This window comes from Bacillus sp. FJAT-27986 (genome assembly GCF_001685035.1).
Classification (GTDB): domain Bacteria; phylum Bacillota; class Bacilli; order Bacillales; family Pradoshiaceae; genus Pradoshia.
In genome coordinates this window covers 665365-685391 of record NZ_MAYV01000001.1, presented here as the reverse complement: position 1 = coordinate 685391, position 20027 = coordinate 665365, and the positions used below count along the sequence as shown (strand labels likewise).

18 protein-coding genes are annotated in these 20027 nt (G+C 38.3%); 17 read left to right on the top strand and 1 reads right to left on the bottom strand.

Features of this window, described 5'->3' with window-relative positions; all coding sequences use genetic code 11:
- The first annotated feature begins 49 nt into the window (after positions 1-49).
- The 4 genes from A8L44_RS03230 to A8L44_RS03215 all read left to right on the top strand — a co-directional run bounded on the left by A8L44_RS03230 (position 50) and on the right by A8L44_RS03215 (position 2906).
- Positions 50-673 (top strand): GTP pyrophosphokinase, encoded by a 624-nt coding sequence (locus A8L44_RS03230; RefSeq protein ID WP_066101419.1) that lies wholly within the window; start codon positions 50-52, stop codon positions 671-673.
- Positions 674-695: 22 nt separating this feature from the next.
- Positions 696-1490: an NAD kinase gene (locus A8L44_RS03225; protein ID WP_066102367.1), complete on the top strand. Its 795-nt coding sequence runs from the start codon at positions 696-698 to the stop codon at positions 1488-1490.
- Between the two features lie 121 nt (positions 1491-1611).
- The gene (locus tag A8L44_RS03220; RefSeq protein WP_066101416.1) at positions 1612-2499 is read left to right on the top strand and encodes an RluA family pseudouridine synthase; all 888 of its coding nucleotides are present in this window, start codon (positions 1612-1614) and stop codon (positions 2497-2499) included.
- Positions 2500-2597: 98 nt separating this feature from the next.
- Complete coding sequence (locus A8L44_RS03215; protein WP_066101413.1) at positions 2598-2906, top strand: hypothetical protein; 309 nt, start codon at positions 2598-2600, stop codon at positions 2904-2906.
- A 90-nt stretch (positions 2907-2996) separates the two neighbouring features.
- On the opposite strand, the gene prpE is transcribed toward A8L44_RS03215, so the two are convergent.
- The gene (gene prpE, locus A8L44_RS03210; protein ID WP_066101410.1) at positions 2997-3743 is read right to left on the bottom strand and encodes a bis(5'-nucleosyl)-tetraphosphatase PrpE; all 747 of its coding nucleotides are present in this window, start codon (positions 3741-3743) and stop codon (positions 2997-2999) included.
- Positions 3744-3875: 132 nt separating this feature from the next.
- Between prpE and mgtE the strand changes: the two genes are divergently transcribed.
- From mgtE to A8L44_RS03145, 13 genes are all read left to right on the top strand, one after another.
- Positions 3876-5237, top strand: coding sequence for a magnesium transporter (gene mgtE, locus A8L44_RS03205; RefSeq protein WP_066101407.1), 1362 nt, complete (start codon positions 3876-3878; stop codon positions 5235-5237).
- 108 nt (positions 5238-5345) lie between these two features.
- The gene (fabI, locus tag A8L44_RS03200) at positions 5346-6125 is read left to right on the top strand and encodes an enoyl-ACP reductase FabI (protein ID WP_066101403.1); all 780 of its coding nucleotides are present in this window, start codon (positions 5346-5348) and stop codon (positions 6123-6125) included.
- 287 nt (positions 6126-6412) lie between these two features.
- Positions 6413-7432, top strand: a complete 1020-nt coding sequence (locus A8L44_RS03195; RefSeq protein ID WP_373925457.1) for an ABC transporter ATP-binding protein — start codon at positions 6413-6415, stop codon at positions 7430-7432.
- Positions 7410-8405 carry an ABC transporter ATP-binding protein gene (locus A8L44_RS03190; RefSeq protein ID WP_066101401.1) on the top strand — a complete coding sequence of 332 codons (996 nt, stop codon included), beginning with the start codon at positions 7410-7412 and terminating at the stop codon, positions 8403-8405. Before A8L44_RS03195 ends, A8L44_RS03190 begins: the two co-directional genes overlap by 23 nt.
- Before the next feature lie 13 nt (positions 8406-8418).
- Positions 8419-10017, top strand: coding sequence for an ABC transporter substrate-binding protein (locus A8L44_RS03185; protein WP_066101398.1), 1599 nt, complete (start codon positions 8419-8421; stop codon positions 10015-10017).
- A 75-nt stretch (positions 10018-10092) separates the two neighbouring features.
- A complete protein-coding gene (locus A8L44_RS03180; protein ID WP_066101395.1) occupies positions 10093-11100 on the top strand; it encodes an ABC transporter permease in 1008 nt (335 codons plus the stop codon).
- Positions 11101-11157: 57 nt separating this feature from the next.
- Entirely contained in the window at positions 11158-12015 is an 858-nt protein-coding gene (gene nikC, locus A8L44_RS03175) for a nickel transporter permease (RefSeq protein ID WP_066102359.1), read from the top strand.
- A gap of 193 nt (positions 12016-12208) precedes the next feature.
- Entirely contained in the window at positions 12209-12787 is a 579-nt protein-coding gene (locus tag A8L44_RS03170; protein WP_066101388.1) for a hypothetical protein, read from the top strand.
- 364 nt (positions 12788-13151) lie between these two features.
- Positions 13152-13622: a hypothetical protein gene (locus tag A8L44_RS03165; protein ID WP_066101385.1), complete on the top strand. Its 471-nt coding sequence runs from the start codon at positions 13152-13154 to the stop codon at positions 13620-13622.
- Between the two features lie 12 nt (positions 13623-13634).
- Positions 13635-14114, top strand: a complete 480-nt coding sequence (gene spoVAC / locus A8L44_RS03160; RefSeq protein WP_066101382.1) for a stage V sporulation protein AC — start codon at positions 13635-13637, stop codon at positions 14112-14114.
- Position 14115: 1 nt separating this feature from the next.
- Complete coding sequence (spoVAD, locus tag A8L44_RS03155) at positions 14116-15132, top strand: stage V sporulation protein AD (protein ID WP_066101379.1); 1017 nt, start codon at positions 14116-14118, stop codon at positions 15130-15132.
- Between the two features lie 22 nt (positions 15133-15154).
- Positions 15155-15511, top strand: coding sequence for a stage V sporulation protein AE (gene spoVAE / locus A8L44_RS03150; RefSeq protein WP_066101378.1), 357 nt, complete (start codon positions 15155-15157; stop codon positions 15509-15511).
- A 306-nt stretch (positions 15512-15817) separates the two neighbouring features.
- Positions 15818-19570, top strand: coding sequence for an AAA domain-containing protein (locus A8L44_RS03145; protein ID WP_066101375.1), 3753 nt, complete (start codon positions 15818-15820; stop codon positions 19568-19570).
- Positions 19571-20027 lie beyond the last annotated feature (457 nt).

The following is a 20027-nucleotide window of genomic DNA, read 5'->3' as shown; positions in this document are numbered from 1 at the left end:
TTGCTCTCAATAACAAGAATATTGAAAAGTATTTCAGGTGGTGGAATCCATGAGTAGAAAATGGGATGAATTTTTAGCCCCCTATAAACAGGCGGTTGATGAGTTAAAGATCAAATTAAGGGGTATAAGAACCCAATGTGACTTAGAAAAAGAACATTCACCAATAGAGTTTGTTACAGGTCGCGTTAAACCGATCGCAAGTATCCTGGATAAGGCTTACCAAAAGCAAATTCCTGAGGAAAGACTTGAACTGGAATTACAGGATATAGCCGGTCTTCGAATTATGTGCCAATTTGTGGATGATATAAAACAGGTAGTTATGCTGTTACGACAAAGAACTGACTTTGTAATTATTGAAGAAAGAGACTATATTACAAATAAAAAAGCAAGTGGATACCGTTCGTATCATGTAGTTATTGAATATCCGGTTCAAACGATTCACGGAGAGAAAAAAATATTAGCGGAAATACAAATTCGTACCCTTGCCATGAATTTCTGGGCTACGATAGAGCATTCACTTAATTATAAGTATAACGGACAGTTCCCGGAAACATTACGCAATCGCTTAGAGAGATTAGCTGAAGCAGCTTTCCATATGGATGAAGAAATGACACAGATCAAAATGGAAATCCAGGAAGCGCAGCAATATGTCTTTAAGAAGAGGGGGAAATAACACTTTACAGGTGGGGATTATGATGAAATATGCAGTTACGTCTAAAGGAGATACCAAATCCAATCATTTTATGGAGCAAGTGAAGGATCAATTGGATAGTCTGGGTGTTATTTATGATGAGGATCAACCTGATGTTGTTATATCTGTCGGCGGTGATGGAACATTGTTATATGCCTTTCATCGTTATAGCTCACGTCTTGATAAAACAGCATTTATAGGTGTACATACGGGTCATTTAGGTTTTTACGCTGACTGGAGACCTGAAGAGATTACAAAGCTAGCTAATGCTATAGCTAAGACGCCTTACCAAACTGTTGAGTACCCACTGCTGGAGGTTACTGTTCGATACAGTCACGGTGGCAGAGAGTCAAAATATTTAGCCTTGAATGAATCAACTGTTAAAAGTGTGGGGAGCACATTGGTGATGGACGTAGAAATTAGAGGGCAATCCTTTGAGAGGTTTAGAGGAGATGGTTTGTGCGTATCTACTCCTTCAGGCAGTACTGCTTATAATAAAGCCCTTGGTGGTGCTATTATTCATCCTTCCATCCCTGCTGTGCAATTGACGGAAATGGCTTCAATCAATAATAGAGTGTTCCGTACAATTGGATCTCCTCTAATACTGCCAGGTCATCATACCTGTATGATGAAACCAGTAACAAATGATGATTTTCAAATTACAATTGACCATTTAAGTCTTTTGCATAAAGAGGTAAAATCGATTCAATTCAGAGTGGCAGATGAACGAATTCGTTTTGCTCGTTTTAGACCTTTCCCATTTTGGAAAAGAGTTCGTGATTCTTTTGTTACAGAATAAAAAGAAAGTTATAGTAGGTGACCTAAAAGAATGCAATTGTCTTTTGGTCACCTTTTTTACTGAATAAATAATCCTTTAGCTTAAAAAGCTATAAATAAGAATAATGAAAAGGAAGGTCTCCATGGTGAAGCCATTTACATTAGAGTGGACAGTAGAAAATCAGGAAAGCAATAAAGTTTTGAGAGAATATTTGGCGGATAAAAAAATATCAAAATCAGCGTTGGCAGATATTAAATTTAAGGGTGGTTATATTTTTGTTAATCAGCAAGAAGTGACGGTGCGATACATATTAAAAACTGGTGATCAGGTTACCGTAATCTTCCCGAAAGAGGTGGGAAGTGAGCAGCTGATAGGTGAGAAGATACCTCTTTCTATTATCTATGAGGATAACTATGTAATGGTCGTCGAAAAACCGGCCGGCATGTCTACAATTCCATCTAGAGAGCATCCAGCCGGTAGCTTAGCCAATGCAATCATTGGCCATTATGAACAAATTGGCCATTCAGCGACCGTTCATATTGTCACAAGATTGGACCGGGATACGTCTGGCTTGGTCTTAATAGCCAAGCATCGCCATATACACCATTTATTAAGTTTGTCTAAATCTATAAAAACGGTGGAGAGAAAATATAAAGCAATCGTCACCGGTGTGATTACACCCTTGGCTGGAACAGTGGAAGAACCTATTGGCCGTATGGATACCAGCATTATTAAACGTGAGGTACGGGAAGATGGCCAATATGCATGCACGGAATATAAAACGCTGCAATTATTTGAACGGTATTCACTTGTGGAATTAAAGCTGCAAACCGGAAGAACGCATCAAATACGAGTACATATGGCACATTTGGGGCATCCGCTAATAGGTGATGATTTATATGGGGAAAGCAGACAACTGATTAAGCGGCAGGCATTACATTGTTATTCGTTGAAATTTCTTCATCCAATAACGGGGAAAGAACTTTCGTTTGAGAGTGAATTACCAGAAGATATGATGCAATTAATATAGGGCTTATGAGTATTTGAGCAGATATATCTATTTTTAAAATAAATAAACTGAGGATAAATAAAGTTTTGCAAATAAGTATTTTAAAAGGAGTGAAAATAATGGTAAATAACATCAAAACAATAGATGAATGGATTGCTGATAATCATTTGAATCCAACCGAAGTTGGTTTTATTGAAACAATCCTTACCTTTGCTTCTACAGTAAGGCATCTCCAACATAAAAAGACAGCTATGAATGAGGCGATCAGGACCATGTTTCCTGATAAAAGAGCTGAAATAACTCCAAAAATAACAGAAATCCTGATAGACAATGACATATCAATTGATTTGGAGACCATGCTCAATCAATACCTTTCACAAGGAGTATGTGTTGACCTATGTAATGAGTTACTTCTGGATCGAGGATAATTCGATTTTTTTAACCAAAAGTTTTCTTGGAAAATAAAAAGGTGCTGAATGTCGCATAATAGGACAATCAGACACCTTTAATCATTAGAATTAATGTTCATACGTATGAAATTTTTCTGGAACAAGCTGTTGAGAGGAGGTTACTGAGAAAAGGGCCATATCTGGGTAACGCAAAGCAGTTAATTTTCCTCCAAATACAGCTCCTGTATCGATATTGTACGTATTATTTTTAATTCTTGGTTCGCGGACAGGCGTATGCCCATAGACAATAATCGGATCACCTGGATGTCGAAGTGCCCAGTCCCTTCGTTCTGGTCTTCCATCCGGCAGTGTTTTTCCGGTTATATCCCCATATAAAACAAATGTTTTAACACCCTTATGTGTTGCTCCTATAAATTCTTTTTTGATACCGGCATGTGCAAGGACAAGCTTACCTTGATCTAAGACAAGATAAAGAGGAGCTGACTCGTATAATTGCATAAAATGGTCGCGCACCTTCTTTCTTACTGGTTTAGATAAAGCCTCAAGTTCAGCAATCGTTGTCTCTAAGCCATGTACAGCCTTTACTTTATTGCCTAGGAAATAACGATATAGTTTATTGCAATGATTACCCGGTATATATAAGGCAGTTTTCCGTTGTATGGTTAATGACCATACAAGGTTAATCATCTCTATAGAATTAGGTCCTCGATCAGTAATATCGCCTATAAAGACAGGGGTATTTCCGTTTGGATGGACAGGAATATTATCCTCATTAAATTGATAACCCAGTTTGTGGAATAATTCGATACATTCCCCATAACAACCATGTACATCGCCTATACAATCATAGATCATTTGCATCACTTCCTTCTATTACCTCTATATTACCCTTTTTTAAAGGGTTTCAATTATATCTATTTAGGAAATTGTAAAGGGTATGATAGATACGCCTTAAACGACATAAAAAAAGGTATGGTGACCTCTAAAATGGAAATTCAGGAAAGCAAGCAAAGAGATTTACTGCGTTTATTAAAAGAAGAGAACCTCCAACAGTTTCGGATTATATTTTTAGATATTCACCCCTATGATCAGGCAAAGTTTTATGCGAATTTAGAAGAAAAAGAACGGGCAACTGTTCATCACTTTCTCTCACCGGATGAAATGGCAGAGCTAATAGGGAATCTTGCTTATGAATATGAAGAAGAGATTGTAGAGAGAATTTTAGCAGAAATGGATCCTCGATATGCCGCCTCTATTTTAGCTGAAATGCATCCGGATGATGCTGTTGATTTGCTCAGTAATTTGGATAAGGAACAAATAATCAGTTATTTGTCTTTAATGGATGAAGAACAATCGCAAAATATCATGCATTTGCTTCACTATGAGGAATCAACTGCAGGAAGTATCATGACGACTGAATTTATAAGCATTGCAGAGAATCAAACAGTAGGATCTGCCATGAAACTAGTGAGGAAGGAAGCACAGGATGCTGAATTAATTTATTATATTTATGTTATGGATGAAAAGCAAAAATTAACAGGGGTACTATCCCTGCGTGATTTGATTGTGGCAGATGATGATACAATGGTCTTTGAATTAATGAACAAACAGGTCTATTCGGTGAAAGTAAGCGATGATCAGGAAGAAATAGCTCGAAAAATGAGAGACTATGATTTCGTTGCGATGCCGGTTGTTGATTTTCAGCATCATCTGGTCGGCATTATAACATTTGACGATATGATTGATGTTATGTATGAAATAGCTTCCGATGATTATTCCAAATTAGCAGGGGTATCCGATATGGAATACATAGATAAAAGTCCTTTTTCATCTGCCCGTAAAAGACTCCCGTGGTTGATTATATTATTATTTCTAGGCATGATTACCGCTAATTTAATCGGTCAATTTGAAGAAACTTTATCGAAAAAGGCAATTCTGGCGGTGTTCATCCCCTTAATTGCAGGGATGGCTGGGAATACAGGTACACAAAGCTTGGCTGTTATAGTGAGAGGAATTGCTACAGGGCAAATTGAGGATGAAAACAAGCTAAAGCTCCTTTGGCGTGAAGCGGGAACAGGACTTATAACCGGAATATCATGTGGAATCGTGGTTACCATTATCGTTTATGTTTGGAAAGGTGAACTAATTCTTGCTGCCCTCGTTGGTATTTCCATACTGGTAACATTAATTGTCGCCACATTAGCGGGTAGCCTTGTGCCTTTATTGATGCATAAGATGAATATTGATCCTGCTGTAGCCTCAGGACCATTTATTACGACCATTAATGACTTAATAAGTATTCTTATTTACTTTGGAATGGCTACTCTCTTTATGGGTTATCTCACATGATATATTTAGCTGAAAAAACAGAAAATGGTTGCGATTCTTCTTTACTTAGTTTAAATTAGTAGTAGGTACTAATAACTTGTGTTAATTATTTAAGGAGGAATCCTTCCTATGAACTTAAGTATGGATGGGAAAACCATTGTTGTAATGGGTGTGGCAAATAAAAGAAGTATAGCTTGGGGTATAGCTAATTCACTTTACCAGGCTGGTGCTAGATTAATTTTTACATATGCAGGGGAACGAATGGAAAAGAGTGTTTATGACCTTGTAAACAGCTTAGAGGGTGGAGAAGAGACCTTCGTCCTGCCATGTGATGTTACAAAAGATGATGAAATCGAAGGATGTTTTGCTACGATTAGAGAAAAATATGGAAAGATAGACGGGATTGCGCACTGTATTGCTTTTGCCAATAAGGAAGAGCTTAAAGGTGAGTATATGAACACGACGAGGGACGGGTTCCTATTGGCCCAAAATATTAGCTCTTATTCATTAACAGCTGTTGCAAAAGCAGCAAAAGAAATCCTGAATGAAGGGGCTAGTATCGTTACTCTTACTTATCTTGGCGGTGAACGAGTAGTCCAAAACTATAATGTCATGGGTGTGGCCAAGGCCTCACTTGAAGCAAGTGTGAAATATTTGGCTAATGATCTTGGGCCTAACGGCGTAAGAGTAAATTCTATTTCAGCAGGAGCAATCAGAACCTTGTCGGCCAAAGGAGTCGGCGATTTTAATGAAATTCGAAAAGTATTTGAAGAGCGTGCACCTTTGCGCAGACAAGTAACCCAGGAGGAAGTGGGAGACACAGCCCTATTCCTGTTCAGTCCATTGTCCCGGGGAATTACGGGGGAAAATATCCATGTGGATTCAGGGTATCACATCTTAAGCTTATAAATAAAATGACTCTCTATTGCAAGGTGGCTTTGATAACCGCTTTTGAAATAGAGAGTTTTTTTATGAAAAGTGTTACTGTGTAAATCAGTCAATCAATCACCTAAATAAAGTGGAACTGTTCCCCCTTCATTATTGTGTTAAGATCCAATATTATTCTCCTATACAATAAAAATGTTATAAATTTCTAATAAAATGATAGTCAATTGGGAAAAGCTGTGACATAATAAATCATAATATTTTAAATATTTTAATAAATTACATAATAATATTACGCAGGAGGGAATGGCTTGGATGACACTGTGGTTTTAGATGTAAACCATTTAACCGTTTCTTTTATGGATGATGGAAAATTGGTTCCTGCAGTTGAGAATATCGATTTCCAACTTCATAAAGGAGAAATTCTTGGTATTGTTGGTGAATCAGGAAGTGGGAAGAGTTTGACCTCTTTATCCATTATGGGACTGCTTCCACAACCGCCGGCTATTGTTGATCCCCAGGCAGTCATTAATTTTGAGGGAGACAATTTATTAAAAAAATCCGAATCAAAAATGAGGAAAATTCGCGGGGATCGGATATCTATGATCTTTCAGGAACCGATGACTTCTCTTAATCCTTTGTTTACAATCGGCCAACAAATGATTGAAGCATACAGGCTGCATAGAAACAGTAATAAAGTTAAGGCGCGTACTGAATGTATGGAAATGTTAAAGCAGGTAGGGCTGCCTCGGGCTGCTGATTTAATGAAAAATTATCCACATGAGTTATCAGGCGGTATGAGACAGAGGGTTATGATTGCGATGGCCATGGTTTGCAAACCAAACATATTGATTGCAGATGAACCGACTACGGCACTTGATGTTACCATTCAAGCCCAAATTCTTAAGCTGATGAAAGATTTAAATAATCAAACTGAAACATCAATCATTCTCATTACTCATGATCTTGGAGTGGTGGCTGAAATATGCGATCGCGTTCTTGTTATGTACGCAGGAAAAATTGTTGAGAAAGGAACGGTCAGGGATATATTTAAAAATCCTAAACATCCATACACAAAAGGATTACTGAAATCTGTACCCGACATCCGGCAGAAAGATAGTAAATTATATTCCATTCCAGGTAATGTTCCGAAACCAGGAATGATTCAAAATGGCTGTGTATTTGCTCCGCGTTGTGAATATGCCATGCCTGCCTGTGCCACAATGACTCCGGAATTACAAAAGGTGTCTCCCCAATATCAATGGGTAAGGTGCCTATTATATCAGGGACAGGAAGGAGGCATCCATCATGACGGAGCTATTAAAAGTTGAAGGCCTGAAGAAATTTTTCCCTATTAATGGAGGAGTTTTGAGCAGGAAGATTGGTGAAGTAAAAGCCGTCAATGATATATCCTTTCATGTGAAAAAAGGGGAAACTCTTGGGATTGTTGGGGAAAGTGGCTGTGGAAAGTCAACAACCGGCAGATTATTAATGAGATTGATTGACCCAACAGAAGGAAGTATTGTCTTCGAAGATAAGGAAATCATGTCTATGTCAAAAAAGCAGCTTAGACAAGTGCGACGTGATATTCAAATGGTTTTTCAGGATCCTTATGCGTCATTAAATCCGAGGCATTCCGTCCAGCAAATATTAGAAGAACCTTTAATTGTTCATGGCATTGGCAATAAGAAGGAGCGGGCAAATAGGGTAGCAGAAATGATAGATGTTGTGGGACTCAGTTCCTATCATTTAAAACGTTATCCCCATCAATTCAGTGGCGGTCAGCGTCAGCGGATCGGTATTGCCCGAGCCCTAATGACAAAACCTAAATTAATTATTGCAGATGAGCCTGTTTCTGCGCTTGATGTATCCATACAGGCCCAGGTACTAAACCTGTTAAAGGATATCCAAAAAGAATTTGGACTTACTTATATTTTTATAGCACATGATCTGGGGGTTGTCAGGCATATTAGTGATCGCGTTGGAGTCATGTATTTGGGGAGAATGGTAGAATTGTCGGGCAGCGAAGAGTTATACGAACACCCTCTTCACCCGTACACACAAGCTTTATTATCTTCAGTACCAATACCAGACCCTGATATTAAACGTGAATCCATCATCTTAATTGGAGACATCCCAAGCGCATCCAATCCACCGAGTGGTTGTGCATTCCATACTAGATGTCAGCATGCAATGGAAGTTTGTAAGACTATTAATCCAGTATACCAAGAAATAAAAGGGGATCATTATGCTGCATGTCATCTCCATGGTGAACATGACAGCAATGATAATAAACAAATATAAGAGGGGGTTTCATATGAAAAAGCTTTTATTGGCTATGGTCAGTATTCTAATGCTAAGCGTTGTACTGGCAGCATGTAATTCTGGCGACAAGGAGACTGAAGGTGGAGGCAGTGAAGAGAAAGGAAATACAAAGGATACACTTGTTTTTGGGCGTGGCGGTGATTCCACTTCGTTAGATCCAATCACGACAACCGAAGGAGAGTCATTTAAAGTCACGATTAATATTTTTGATACACTGCTAACTTACGGTAAACAGGATACGACGCTGCAACCTGGATTGGCTGAAAAATGGGAGGCTTCTGATGATGGTCTTTCATATACATTTACATTGAAAAAAGGCGTTAAGTTTCATGATGGTACTGATTTTAACGCAGAAGCAGTAGTATTCAACTTTAACAGATGGATGAATGGCGATGCTGATCAGTATCCATATTACAGCATGTTTGGCGGCTATAAAAAAGATGAAGGGCATGTCATTAAGGAAGTAAAAGCGGTTGATGAATCGACTGTTCAATTTACTTTGAAAAGACCTCAGGCGACCTTCCTTAAAAATATTGCAATGAGCTGTTTTGGAATTGCCAGCCCTACTGCAGTTGAAAAAGATGGTGATAAGTTCCGGGAAAATCCAGTTGGTACCGGTCCGTATAAATTTAAAGAAAAAGCAAATGACAAAATCGTTATTGAAAAGAATGAAGATTATTATGTAGACGGAGAGCCAAAATTAAAAACAATTATTTTCCGTACGATTCCTGATAACTCGGCACGTTTGAATTCATTAAAGATTGGTGAGATTGATGTGATGGACGGTGTAAACCCATCAGACCTTGAAACAATTAAAGGAGATGCAAATTTACAGGCTATTGAACGTCCTTCCATGAACGTTGGGTATCTTGGCTTTAATGTAACGAAAAAACCATTTGATAATCCAAAAGTCCGTCAGGCTTTAAGCCATGCCGTTGATAAGCAAGCTATCATTGATGCTTTCTATTTAGGAATGGCAAAACCAGCGAAAAATCCTCTGCCGGATTCAGTGGAAGGCTATAACGATGAAATTCAGGATTATGAATTTGATTTAGATAAAGCAAAAGAATTATTAAAAGAAGCTGGTTATCCGGATGGATTTAAAATGGATCTTTGGGCTATGCCAGTTCCGCGTCCATATATACCAGAAGGAAAGAAAATTGCAGAAGCGATTCAGGCAAATTTTGAAAAAATTGGAGTTAAGGCAGAAATTCAAACTGTAGAATGGGCTACATACCTTGAAAAGGCAGCAGCTGGCGAGTTCCCGGCCTATATGCTGGGCTGGACAGGTGATAATGGAGACCCAGATAACTTTATCTATACATTGCTTGATAAAGATTCAATCGGATCTAACAACTATTCCTATTACGCGAATGATAAGCTCCACGACATTTTAATTGAAGCGCAAACAATTGTTGATCAAGACAAACGGAATGAGCTATATAAACAGGCTCAAGAAATTATCCATGAAGATGCACCGTGGATTCCGCTCGTTCACTCAACGCCTTTGTTGGCAGCATCAGCTGATTTAACAGGACTTGTACCGCATCCGACCGGATCAGATATTTTAAAGAATGTAGAATTCAAGTAAAACTGTGTTAAGTAAGGGCGCCTTTACATGGATGATTCATATAGGGGCGCCTGTTTATTATGGAGGTGCATACAGATGTTTTCTTATACAATGAAAAGGATTCTGTCTGTTATACCGGTTCTGTTTGGAATGACGCTGATTGTATTTGCCATTGTCAGAGCCATTCCTGGAGATCCGGCACAGGTTATTTTAGGGCAAAGGGCAACAAAAGAGTCCATTGCAGTTTTAACTCAAGAGCTTGGATTGGACAAAGCCTGGTATGTTCAATACATAGATTATATTAAGAATTTGTTTACCGGTGATTTGGGTACATCCATTAGAACCAATGCAGAGATTACTAGTGAGATATGGCCATATATTGCTGCTACGCTAGAATTAACGCTAGTTGCGATGATTATTGCCATCGTTATTGGTGTAAACGCCGGCATCATCAGTGCGTGGTTTTCAAATTCCTGGTTTGATTATTTAGCTATGATCTTAGCCTTAATTGGAGTATCCATGCCTATTTTTTGGCTGGGGTTAATGGAGCAATGGGCTTTTTCCCTTCAGCTGGGTTGGTTACCGACAACGGGACGTGAAGATATCAGAGATCCAATCAATGCGATAACTAATTTGTATTTGGTGGATACGTTGCTGCAAGGTGATTTCGATCAATTTTTTGTGGCGGTTAAGCATTTGATTATGCCAAGTATCGCTTTAGCAACTATTCCAATGGCCATTATTGCTAGGATGACAAGATCGACTATGCTTGAAGTTATGAAATCAGATTTTATTCGTACAGCACGTGCAAAAGGTGTCAGTATGTTTTGGGTGGTGTACAAGCACTCTTTGAAAAATGCATTTATTCCGGTTTTAACTGTCATAGGGCTGCAAACAGGATTACTTCTTGGAGGGGCTATTCTGACAGAAACTATTTTTGCTTGGCCGGGCATAGGGCGTTATTTATATGAAGCAATCGGCTATCGTGACTATCCGGTTATTCAATCTGGTATTTTACTGATTGCGGCTGCTTTTGTATTCATTAACTTAGTTGTCGACCTCCTTTATGCATTGGTCGATCCACGAATTAAATACTCCAAATAAAGGGTGGTGTAGACATTGGGGGAATTAGTACGAAATACAGAAGAGACACCATTGGTAATGGATGAAAAAGTGGTTTCTCCTTGGGGGGAATCATGGGCTGCCTTTAAACGTAATCGTTTGGCAATGGTGGGCCTCGGTATCGTCTTATTCTTTATATTATTGGCATTATTAGCTCCGATTATTGCTCCTTATGGATATAAGGAGGTTAGTTTGACAGACCGTTTAAAACCGCCATCTGCTGAACATTGGTTTGGAACAGATGACTTTGGGAGGGATATTCTTTCACGAATATTATATGGTGCGCGTATATCCTTATCCGTTGGATTTTTCTCTGTACTGGGTTCTGTTATAGTAGGTTCAATAATGGGGCTTGTAGCTGGATATTATGGCGGATGGATTGATACAATTATTTCACGTTTTTTTGACATCCTTCTTGCCTTTCCAAGTATCTTATTGGCAATCGCGATTATTTCTATTTTAGGGCCATCTCTGCAAAATGCCCTGATCGCAATCGCCATTATAAATATTCCGAATTTTGGCCGCCTCATAAGGTCTAGAGTACTGAGTGTTAAACAAGAGGAATATATTATGGCAGCCAACGCAATTGGTATGAAGGATTCAAGAATTCTCTTTCGTCATATCCTTCCAAACAGTATGACACCAATTATTGTTCAGGCAACATTGGCGATTGCAACAGCAATTATAGAAGCAGCGGCGCTTGGATTCCTCGGTTTGGGAGCACAGGCACCGACACCTGAATGGGGAAAAATGCTGGCGGATTCGAAGGGTTTTTTAGTACAGGCTCCCGGAACGCTCTTTTTCCCAGGATTGGCTATCATGTTAACTGTCCTTGGATTTAATTTATTGGGTGATGGACTGAGAGATGCCCTTGATCCAAAAATGAAACAGCGTTAAATAAGAAAATAAAAATAGTATGAACCGCTCCTCTGCAATTGTTAGAGAGCGGTTTTTTTGTGTGAAAAATTGGCTATGGGCAGGCAATGTCATGATAAACCATAATTAACGCTTTCAGCAGAGAGGGGAGCTCAGATATATCTACAGTCTTTTGCACATATATATAGCAGATAGAAGCTAAGGAGGTAACTATATGAGCCATAATGAGATTAATAGTGCACTGCCAGCAAATGCTTGGCTTGATAAGGAGCAAATAATGAGACGATTGCGTGAAGAAGAAATTGTGGAAATAGATGACTTTTTTACAAATGCTGCGACTAAAGAATTGATGCATAAAATTAATCAGCAACAGGAATGGGAACAACATATTGCTGATAAAGATAATTCGCGTGAAGGACTTGAAGAGGGAAATAGTGATGATAGTTTGCAGCAGCAGCCCCCATTATTAAGCTTTGAGATAGAAAAGAAACAATATACTGATTTGCTGAAAGAACGGGAGCCTGATTTATTGGATGTAAGTGAAGCGAATGGAAAAACAAAGCGTAAACGTATAGAGGATATGACGAAGGAGGAATTAGTCACCTATCTCTCAAAAATGCCGTTGCTCATGTCGAGCCCGGTCTGCGATTTTATAGTGGAAGATGGGAAGCGGCTGAGGGGAACGATTGAAAAAGTAAAGGGGGATTATGTCTATATTAAAGTTGCGTTTGGGAAGAAATGGATTAAATATACATTGCGGCAAATAAAAGAAATAAAAATAGTTCGTTTTTAAAATACTTCTGTATCGGATCTGGTTATCTGTATTAGACAAACCAAACCTTCCTACATACTTATACTGTATGAGTCCTAATCAGGGAAGGAGGACCCCTTTTATGAAGATACCAAAACAAAAAGCAAGCCAAATCAAGAGAACGCCTTCCAAGCAAAAGAAAAAAAACTGTGGATGTACAAAAAATAATAAAAAAGGTCGTTTACAACCATAACCTGCTGTTTAGTCAGCAGTTTTTTTTATTTTAGGTTGTTATGCAGCAATTAAGCTACATCTAATGTTATTCCAAATAAATTGGATAAAATGCTGTGTTTAACAAACAATACAGGATAATAATTTCAATTTGTAATGAGGGGGTGAAGGTGCTATGAATAAAAGGATTTCTGTATTTTTAATTATAGCTATGTTTTTCACAATAGTAAGCGGATGTTCCGGTGACTCAAGCAGTAAAGAAGCCAAGATGTCACTTATTCAATCCGTGGATCAAGATCCCGTTTATCTTGGTGATCATTCAAAGGCACCATTAGAGAAAATAAAAGAGAAAGTAGCTTCCCATAAAGAAATCTACGATGTGGCTGTTGTCCAAAAGAATAAAGATATTTTGGTTGCGTACAAGGTTAAGCATATGCAACGCTTTCGAATGAAAAGTATCGAAAGTAAATTAGATAAGGAGTTAAAGAAAAGCTTTAAATCCTTTGATTTTACTGTATCAAGTGATATGAAAATATTTCTTGAAACAGTCGAGTTAATCGTGAATGTGAAGGATAAAGGTTACTCTAAGAAAAAAGCTGGAAAATGGTTTGATAAAATAATGAAACTACAGAAGGATATGGCATAGGCAGGTGTACATATGGCAAATAAAAAGAATGAAAAACTAACCCCTGAACAACAAAAATATAAAGAGCTGGAACAAAAATATGAAGCAAAACGTCCTGTTGTAAAGAATTGTATTAAGGCATTCTTTGTAGGTGGGCTATTTTGTCTACTAGGACAAGTTATTACGTATATGTATATATTTTATTTTAATTTTACTGAGCAAACAGCCAGTAACCCAACTGTAGCAACGATGATATTTTTAGCTATGTTATTAACAGGCTTTGGGGTTTACGATCGAATTGGCCAATTTGCTGGAGCGGGAAGTGCTGTTCCGGTTACGGGATTTGGTAATTCCGTCATTTCAGCAGCGATTGAGCATAGAACAGAAGGATTTGTGCTTGGGGTAGGAGGAAATATATTTAAATTGGCTGGAACTGTAATCCTATATGGTGTTTTTTCAGCATTTGTCGTTGCATTAGTAAAGCAAATCTATCTAATGGTTATAGGAGGTTAATATGCTAACTGGTAAACAAACCTGGGTGCTGCATAATCATCCTGTCATTTCCTCTACAGGCGTAGCTGTCGGTCCTTTTGAAGGCAATGGCCGTTTGGCTGATGATTTTGATATTATTCATGATGATCTTTGGCTAAATCAGAAAACATATGAAAAAGCGAACCGTGTATTAATTGAGGAAGCGGTTCAAAAAGCTTTGGATAAAAAGAAATTGCAAACTCGTGATATTCAATTTTTCTTTGCGGGAGATTTAATTAACCAAATCACACCTACTAGCTTTGCAGCCCGGACATTGGCCATCCCATATTTTGGGCTGTTTGGTGCATGCTCAACATCTATGGAAGGCCTTGCACTGGCATCCTTTATTATTAATTATGACGGTGCCAACAAGATATTGACTGGTGCCTCAAGCCATAATACAACCGTAGAAAAGCAATTCAGGTATCCAACAGAATATGGCGGTCAAAAACCGCCAACTGCCCAATGGACCGTAACGGGGGCGGGAGTTGCCTTGGTGGAGAAGAATGATAACTCATCTGAAAGTAAGCTCGTTGTAACCAGTGCAACCATCGGTAAAGTTGTTGATATGGGATTGAAGGATCCATTTAATATGGGAGGCGCGATGGCACCTGCTGCAGCAGATACGATTTATCATCACTTCAGGGATTTAAACCTTGACGAGGACTATTATGACCTTGTTGTTACAGGTGACCTTGGGAAAATTGGTCATGACACTGCGATTGACTTACTGGAGCAGAAGGGCTTAAAGCTAAATAAAGAAAAATTTAGGGATTGCGGTTTAATGATTTATAAAGACGATCAACCAGTAAGATCAGGTGGAAGCGGTGCAGGATGCTCCGCGACTGTTCTATATGGCCATTTACTTAATGAAATGAGAAAGGGTACATATAAACGCATCTTACTGGCAGCAACCGGAGCGCTTCTTTCTCCGCTGACCTTCCAGCAAGGGGAGTCCATTCCATGTATAGCACACGCAGTTGCTATTGAAAGACTATAGCGTTGAAAGGTGAGGAGCATATATGCTGGCAATGTTTTTTTGGGCCTTTGTTGTAGGAGGCATTATTTGTGTGATTGGACAGCTTCTATTTGATGTAGCAAAATTAACGCCTGCCCATACTCTTTCGACATTTGTTGTCATTGGCGCTATATTGGGTGGTTTTGGATGGTATGAACCATTATTGGATTTTGCAGGTGCTGGGGCATCTATTCCGATAGTAAGCTTTGGGAATTCGCTTGTAAACGGTGCTTTAGAGGAAGCAGAGAAGCATGGCATCGTTGGCGTGTTAACCGGAATGTTTAAAATTACATCATCAGGTATAACGGCAGCGATAGTTTTTGGATTTATCGCAGCCTTGATTTTTAAACCAAAAGGTTAATGAAAGAGAACCCCTTAATTGTATTCTAAAATTTAAATGGATGGATGCAAAAGCGGTTGTAAGAGGGCTGGAGAGGGCTAGTAACAGCATGTGGAATGTATGATTGGTAATTTGTGTAACTTGGAAGAAAAATTCCATTTTCATGGTATTATAAAATTGAAAAAGCCGATAATTGATACCTGTTTAGAAGATCTAACACTCCAATTCCGTTGAATATATTCTGTATTAAAACAATAAGTTATGGGGAGGGCGCATGCTCTTCCTTTTTGAGGTGTAGAATTTTTTATCTGGAAAGAAGGTAAAACGGTGAAAGAAAAACTAATTCATATGAGAGATAAATTGAATGATATTAGTCGTCGTAATCGCTCTATTCGATTATTGAAAATCTACAATAAATGGAGTTTCGATTTAACTGAACTAGATAAGTTATCAAACAATAATGAAAAAATCAGTGAAGCTATTGTAAAGAAAATCGTCATGCAGTCTAAAGGTGAAATTACGTTACTTAAGCCAACAATAGAGAATGAAGATTCAATGGTCATTTCGAAAAAACTCACAGATTTATTGCGAAATATAAAAGGAATTGAAGAAGAAACAGGTATTCACGACTTTTATTTAGGCTACCCCTTTATATCAGGAAGCCTCTCTGATGGGACTTTTTTTCAGGCTCCCCTATTCTTATATCCACTTCGTTTAGAAAAAAGTAAGGTAAATACACAGAGATGGATCATTCGTGTGGAAGAAGGTGGTCCGCAAATCAATCGAACTTTATTTTTGGCGTTTAAGAAATTAAATAGTGTCCAGTTTACCGAAGAATTTTTCGAAGAGGCTGCAGAAATCGCTAATTCTTATGAGAGGGAAAAATGGGATACTTTCTTCAGGGCGCATGATATTAATCTTTCATTTTCTAATGAAGGACTCACAAAGTTAAAAGAATATAAGAGGGATGAAATTCCTGAATCCACTGGAATTGTACTATTGGAAAATGCGATTATCGGGAACTTTCCACAAGGGGGTTCTTCACTAGTTAAAGACTTTGATGCCTTGATAGACCTTTCAGAAGAATCTAATCTATCATCGTTAGTCAGTGAATTGATAGAACCACAAGAGTTTGAGTCAGCAGAAGATATAAACAATGAAGATAATCAGACTAATGAAGAACCGGATATAATGAATTTGCTTGTTACGGATGGGTCACAGGAGGAAATATTAAAAGAAGCGAGATATAAGAAAGGGATTGTTGTTCACGGACCGCCAGGAACAGGAAAATCCCAGGTTATAGTTAATTTAATTACAGACGCACTTAGTCAGGGAAAGAAAATATTAGTAGTTTGTCAGAAAAGGGCTGCTCTAGATGTAGTATACCAACGCTTAGACGGGCTGAGATTATCCAATCATATAGCTTTGGTGCATGATGAAAAAACAGATCGAAAGCCGCTTTATAATAAAATTAGTGCTGTTCTTGAGACTAATAGAGTATTATTTGATCGGTCACTTGAAGATTTAAAATCTACATCAAATAGCTTGTTTACTCATGAAAAGCTATTAAATGATATTGCTAAAGGGCTTTATGAGTACCAGGATTTTGGGTATCGTTTGTATGATTTATACGGAAAAGCAACATTATTAGATAATATGAGCAAAATGCTAAATTTAAAACCTGTCTTAAGTGAGTTAAATAAAGATATATTAGATGAGATCAGCGGAAAAATATACAGTTATGCAGAATGGTACGAGCGATTCGGCAGCGAGTCTTACGAATTGAAAAAGCGTAAATCATTTGCTCGATTTTCCATTAAAGATAAGCTTAACCTAGTAGAACTTCTGAATGATTTAATTGTGAAAGCGAAGAACGCCTCTGATTATTTGGATTCCTTGGATTACAAAAAAATTACACCTGCGTATACATGGCTAGTAGGTGGCAAGTTAGATAGTATCTATCCTGATTTAGAGGGTACTGGTAAAAAGACACTACAAGGCTTGAGAATATGGTGGTGGACCTCTTTTTCAGGTAAAGCAATTATCGAGGAGTTATTAGAGGGCGGAAAATTTAAAGGAACAAGTTCTGCGGACTGGGTCAAAATTAAGCAAGCCCTTATAATCATGAATCAATTAGGTAAAGAAACAAAGAAAATGTCTAATGAAATCAACCAGCTAAAAAAATATTTCGATGAGAAAATGATCGAAAATTATCAAAGCAGAATTGCGGATGGAGATATTCCATTACAGGAATTAGATCAATTATTAGAGTATATTCATCAAGATTTTGAGGACTTACAGCAAATGGATTCATATTGGGAAGAGTGTTCAGAGGTCACGAAGAAAATCATTCAAGAACTCAGCGTGAAAAGTCCTGCTTCTGAACAAGCTCTACCGGAGTACTGGGTCCATTTATTTAAAAACTCGGCATATATTCATTGGATTGATGAAACGGAAAATAAATATCCCGAGGTTAAGAAGATTTCAACAAACGAATTTTCAAGGATACGGGAAAAGTTTAGTCAACTGGTTGACCGAAAAAGAGAGGTTGCTAACCAATATTTAATTCATCAATTGACACAATCAGTCGAGGAGCTTAAGAAAGCTTACCCGAGGGAAATAAGAGATCTTAAACACCAGGCAGGGAAAAAGAGAATGATTTGGCCACTGCGCAAATTGGTGAATGAATTTGCTGAGAAGGGTCTTGTGGATTTAATGCCGGTTTGGTTGGCATCACCCGAAATAGTTTCTTCGATTTTCCCGTTAAATGATGATTTATTTGATTTGGTGATTTTCGATGAAGCTTCTCAATGTACAGTGGAGAGCGGTCTACCAGCAGTTTTTAGAGCAAAACAATTAATTGTCGCTGGAGACGAAAAGCAATTGCCGCCATTTAATATGTTCCAGTCATCTTTTGTAAATGAAGATGATGAAGAAGAATATGATGTTGATGAATCGCAAAGTTTATTAAATCTAGCGAAAAGAAGGTTTCCAGAAAAAATTCTTCAGTGGCACTATCGTTCGAAATTTGAGGAACTCATTAACTTTTCTAATCATGCTTTTTATAATGGACATGTTCAGATTGCTCCCAATGTCGAGCCTTTAAAAGATCCTCCAGCTATCCAATGGAAAAAAGTGAATGGCAGATGGATCAATCAATCAAACGAAGTAGAAGCACTTGAGGTCTATAGACTATTAAAAGAAACATTGATTAAGCAGCCCGATAAAACTGTCGGTATTATTACTTTTAATGCCAAACAGCAAACAAAAATACTGGATATCATTGAAAAATCGGCTGCAAACGATCAAGAATTCAATGTTGCTTATAATCAAGTGATGTCAAAAGAACTGGATGAAAGAGTATTTGTGAAAAATATTGAAAATGTTCAGGGTGATGAACGAGATATCATTATTTTCTCCATAGGATATGCTAAAAATGAAGAAGGAAAGGTCTATAATCGCTTCGGAATGCTTAACCAATATGGTGGAGAAAATAGATTGAATGTAGCCGTATCAAGAGCAAAGGAACGTATTATTGTAGTATCTAGTATCGAGCCGGAAGAGCTGAATGTTGCGGGCACAGCACAAATTGGACCAAAGCTTCTTAAATCATATTTAAAATATGTAAGAGCCGTTTCACGTACTAACAGAGAGGAAATACAGTCGGTTGTCCAAGAAATTAACGATAATGTAAATACACATGTACAAGAACTGGCACTGCATTTTGATTCCCCCTTTGAAGAACAGGTTTATAATCAATTAAGAAATTTAGGGTATGAAGTCCATACGCAAGTAGGAATGTCCGGGTACAGAATCGATATGGCCATCGTCCATCCTAATGATTCTTCCAAATATATTTTGGGGATTGAATGTGATGGAGCAATGTACCATAGCTTGGCCAATGCAAAAGAACGGGATATCTATCGTCAAAGATTCCTTGAAAGCCGAGGATGGACAATCGAAAGAATCTGGAGTAGAAACTGGTGGAAAACCCCTGCTCAAGAAATCGAAAGAATGGATCAAAAGGTGAAAGAACTATTAAGAAACGAAGAATTAAAAAAGAAAGTTAATGCAATCTGATTAATCCAGGTTGCTTATTTTGCTGCGAATCATTGATAACAGATGAAAAGGCTGGCATTAATGAGTTAAATATTGAATAGCAATACCCCGGCGATAGCCGGGGTATTTGTGTATGCGCCAAAGGTGCTCCAAAGGTGTGCGATAGGTGTGTGAAGTCCAGGAGAAAGCAGCTATGCCCCACCTATGAGGCACCTATGCCCGGGCTATACCGGGGGATAGGTGGGTGAAAGGTAGGTGAAGTCCTGGGAAAAGCAGCTATACCCCACCTATGAGGCACCTATGCCCGGGCTATACCGGGGGATAGGCGGGTGAAAGGTAGGTGAAGTCCTGGGAAAAGCAGCTATAACCGACCTATGAGGCACCTATGCCCGGGCTATACAGGGGGATAGGCGGGTGAAAGATAGGTGAAGTCCCGAGGAAAGTTCTACTATCAAACACCTACCGACCACTTTTCAGG

What these genes read in the sequence shown, in the direction of transcription:
- A8L44_RS03170 (WP_066101388.1), top strand. Translation starts at nt 12,209, where the DNA reads ATGAGCCATAATGAGATTAATAGTGCACTGCCAGCAAATGCTTGGCTT.
- nikC (WP_066102359.1), top strand. Translation starts at nt 11,158, where the DNA reads ATGGATGAAAAAGTGGTTTCTCCTTGGGGGGAATCATGGGCTGCCTTT.
- A8L44_RS03190 (WP_066101401.1), top strand. Translation starts at nt 7,410, where the DNA reads ATGACGGAGCTATTAAAAGTTGAAGGCCTGAAGAAATTTTTCCCTATT.
- fabI (WP_066101403.1), top strand. Translation starts at nt 5,346, where the DNA reads ATGAACTTAAGTATGGATGGGAAAACCATTGTTGTAATGGGTGTGGCA.
- A8L44_RS03225 (WP_066102367.1), top strand. Translation starts at nt 696, where the DNA reads ATGAAATATGCAGTTACGTCTAAAGGAGATACCAAATCCAATCATTTT.
- mgtE (WP_066101407.1), top strand. Translation starts at nt 3,876, where the DNA reads ATGGAAATTCAGGAAAGCAAGCAAAGAGATTTACTGCGTTTATTAAAA.
- spoVAE (WP_066101378.1), top strand. Translation starts at nt 15,155, where the DNA reads ATGCTGGCAATGTTTTTTTGGGCCTTTGTTGTAGGAGGCATTATTTGT.
- A8L44_RS03185 (WP_066101398.1), top strand. Translation starts at nt 8,419, where the DNA reads ATGAAAAAGCTTTTATTGGCTATGGTCAGTATTCTAATGCTAAGCGTT.
- A8L44_RS03215 (WP_066101413.1), top strand. Translation starts at nt 2,598, where the DNA reads ATGGTAAATAACATCAAAACAATAGATGAATGGATTGCTGATAATCAT.
- prpE (WP_066101410.1), bottom strand. Translation starts at nt 3,743, where the DNA reads ATGATCTATGATTGTATAGGCGATGTACATGGTTGTTATGGGGAATGT.
- A8L44_RS03230 (WP_066101419.1), top strand. Translation starts at nt 50, where the DNA reads ATGAGTAGAAAATGGGATGAATTTTTAGCCCCCTATAAACAGGCGGTT.
- A8L44_RS03220 (WP_066101416.1), top strand. Translation starts at nt 1,612, where the DNA reads ATGGTGAAGCCATTTACATTAGAGTGGACAGTAGAAAATCAGGAAAGC.
- A8L44_RS03165 (WP_066101385.1), top strand. Translation starts at nt 13,152, where the DNA reads ATGAATAAAAGGATTTCTGTATTTTTAATTATAGCTATGTTTTTCACA.
- A8L44_RS03180 (WP_066101395.1), top strand. Translation starts at nt 10,093, where the DNA reads ATGTTTTCTTATACAATGAAAAGGATTCTGTCTGTTATACCGGTTCTG.
- spoVAD (WP_066101379.1), top strand. Translation starts at nt 14,116, where the DNA reads ATGCTAACTGGTAAACAAACCTGGGTGCTGCATAATCATCCTGTCATT.
- spoVAC (WP_066101382.1), top strand. Translation starts at nt 13,635, where the DNA reads ATGGCAAATAAAAAGAATGAAAAACTAACCCCTGAACAACAAAAATAT.